General features: G+C 67.3%; 3 protein-coding genes. 1 reads left to right on the forward strand and 2 read right to left on the reverse strand.

What is annotated here, in order from left to right:
- Together WEA77_RS10525 and WEA77_RS10530 are read right to left on the reverse strand one after the other, a co-directional pair.
- On the reverse strand, positions 1-524 hold a 524-nt coding region (locus WEA77_RS10525), incomplete at its 3' end, for a LysE family translocator (RefSeq protein WP_368067833.1).
- Between the two features lie 4 nt (positions 525-528).
- Complete coding sequence (locus WEA77_RS10530; protein ID WP_368067834.1) at positions 529-1,653, reverse strand: serine hydrolase domain-containing protein; 1,125 nt, start codon at positions 1,651-1,653, stop codon at positions 529-531.
- A 91-nt stretch (positions 1,654-1,744) separates the two neighbouring features.
- Here WEA77_RS10530 and WEA77_RS10535 point away from each other — a divergent pair, with 91 nt between their 5' ends.
- Positions 1,745-2,623, forward strand: coding sequence for a CoA ester lyase (locus WEA77_RS10535; protein ID WP_368067835.1), 879 nt, complete (start codon positions 1,745-1,747; stop codon positions 2,621-2,623).
- Positions 2,624-2,673 lie beyond the last annotated feature (50 nt).

The raw sequence follows: 2,673 nt of genomic DNA on the forward strand, positions 1-2,673 counted from the left end.
AGCCGGGCGCCGAGCCTGGCTGCGAGCAGGACGACGCCGGCATGCACCAGCGTCGCGACCGACAGGTGGATCGCTCCGAGCAGCAGGCTCTGCTGCCAGACCGGCCGGGCGCTCGCGGGGTCCACGAACTGGTTGATCAGCAGCACATAGAAGGCGAGCGCCTTGGGGTTCAGCACGTTGGCGATCAGGCCGCGCCGGAACCCGCGCTCCTGCCCGACGGCGGCGAGCGCGACCGAGCTGGTGTCGCAATACGCTTCCAAGGCGAGGTAGAGCATGAAGGCGATGCCCGCCCAGTGCAGCCCGGTGTGAACGCTTGGCACACTGACAATCAGTGCGGTGACGCCGGTGACGGCGGCAAGGAGCTGTAGGGAGAGGCCGGTGGCGATTCCCGAAACGGCGCCGAAGGCTGGCTTCTTGCCTTCGCGTATCGTCAACGCAGCGAGCCAGCCCATGTTGGGGCCGGGCGTCAGCTCGATCACGGCGACGGCAAAGAGAAAAGCAAGCCAGTCAAACCCGTCCGGCATGGCCTCAGAGACACCCGGCGACCGCTTCGATGAGGCGCACGGCGCGCGGGTCGCCGACGAGGCTGCTGGACTGGCGGTTCATCACATAGGCGCAGGTGAGCCCGCGCGAGGGCGAGGCGATGGCGAGCGAGCCGCCCCAGCCGCAATGGCCCAGACCGTCCTCGAAGGGGCCGAAGGCCCTGAGGTTGTTATGCATGATGCCGGCGCCGAAGCGGGTGGTCATCGGCAGCACGAGGTCAGGCCCGTCCGCGCGCGCGGTCGTCAGCGCCGCGAAAGTGCCCGGCCGCATGAGGCGCCTGCCGCCGATCAGGCCAACACTGGCATAGGCATTGTAAAGCGTGGTGACGGCGGATGCAGTGCCATGTCCGTTGGCGGAGGGAATTTCAATCTCGCGCCAGATCGCTCCGCCCCGGTCGGGCGCCGACCATTTGGCAAGAAAAGCCGCGCGGCGGGGCAGGGTGATCTCGCCGAGGTCCGCCAAGGCTTTTGGCCGCAGGATTTCGGCAACGCGGGCATGCGCCGTCTCCGGAAGACCGATGCGGAAGTCGATGCCGAGCGGCGCGGTGATGTCCTCGCGCAGGATTGTGCCGAGGGTGCGTCCGTTGATGCGGGCTACGATCTCGCCCACGAGATAGCCCCAGGTCAGCGGATGATAGCCATGCGCGCTGCCGGGCGTCCACATCGGGGCAAGCTGCGCGAGCGCGGCGGCGCAAGCGGGTGGGTCCAGCCAGAGGGCGGGGTCGATGGCATTGATGAAGCCGGGCAGGCCGGCCTGATGGCTTGCGACTTCGCCGATGGTGACGGCCTCTTTTCCGGCGGCGGCAAACTCTGGCCAGACCTCAGCGACCGGCGTTTCGTATCCGGCCGGCAGGGTTTCGACGGCCATCGCGAGGATGAGCGCGGCGATGCCCTTGGTGGTGGAGTAGACCGGCGCGATCGTGCCCGCGTCCCAGGGCTTCGTGCCCGCACGGTCGCTCCAGCCACCGTGCAGGTCAACGACCACTTCGCCGTCCCTGAGCACCGCAAAGCCCGCGCCCTGTTCCTCGCCGCGGGCGAAATTATCCGCGAAGGCCTCCTGCACGGTCTCGAAGCCGGCGGCGACAAAGCCGCTGATCGGGGCGTCAGGCATGGCGATCTCCACGTTTGGCCGCATTGATTTCGCGCCGGAAACAGGCCACCCCTTCGCCTCTGAAATACGCCCCGTCAAGGAGTTCCGCCCCATGTCCATCGCCCATCGTCCGCGCCGTTCCTGCCTCTACATGCCCGGCGCCAATGCCCGCGCGCTCGAGAAGGCGCGGGAGCTTCCCGCCGATACGCTGATCCTCGACCTTGAGGATGGTGTAGCCCCCGACATGAAGGCTGAGGCGCGCGGCGCGATTGCGGCGGCGCTGGCGGCGGGTGGATACGGCCAGCGCGAACTGGTCGTGCGGATGAACGGTCTCGATACCGAATGGGGCCACAGCGATCTGGATGTGGCCGTGAAGGCGGGCGCGCATGCGATGCTGGCGCCAAAGGTGACCAGCGCGCGCGATATCGAGCGGCTGGACGCAGCGCTGACCAAGGCCGGGGCGGGGGAAGGCTTTGCGCTCTGGGTGATGATCGAGATGCCGCTGGCGATCCTCAACATCAAGGAGATCGCGGCGGCGAGGATCGGCTCGCGGCTCACGGCCTTTGTGATGGGTACGAATGATCTGGCCAAGGAATACCGTGCCCGGATGACCCCGGACCGGATGGCCTTCCAGACCGCGCTGCAGCTCTCGATGTCGGCGGCGCGCGCTTATGGGATCTCCGCCATTGACGGTGTGTACAATGACATCAAGAACGAGGACGGGTTCCGCGCTGAGTGCGAGCAGGGCCGCGACCTCGGCTTCGACGGCAAGACGCTGATCCACCCGTCGCAGGTGGAAGAAGCCAACCGCATCTTCGCGCCGTCCCGCCATGATGTGGAACAGGCCCGCGCCGTGATCGAAGCTTTTGCCGATCCGGAGAATGCGGGGAAGGGCGTGCTGAAGGTCAACGGCAAGATGACGGAGCTGCTGCATCTGGACGAGGCGCGCGGGACGGTGGCGATGGATGAGGCGATCCGGGCGCTGGCTTAGTTCGAGCCTTTCTTTGAACCCGCTCCCATGGGAGAGGGGCAGGGGTGAGA

Origin of the sequence: Hyphomonas sp. (assembly GCF_040882205.1) — a bacterium.
In the GTDB taxonomy this organism is placed as follows: domain Bacteria; phylum Pseudomonadota; class Alphaproteobacteria; order Caulobacterales; family Hyphomonadaceae; genus Hyphomonas.

Excerpts from the sequence above, each read along its gene's own strand:
- WEA77_RS10530 (WP_368067834.1), bottom strand. The coding sequence starts at position 1,653 with ATGCCTGACGCCCCGATCAGCGGCTTTGTCGCCGCCGGCTTCGAGACC.
- WEA77_RS10535 (WP_368067835.1), top strand. The coding sequence starts at position 1,745 with ATGTCCATCGCCCATCGTCCGCGCCGTTCCTGCCTCTACATGCCCGGC.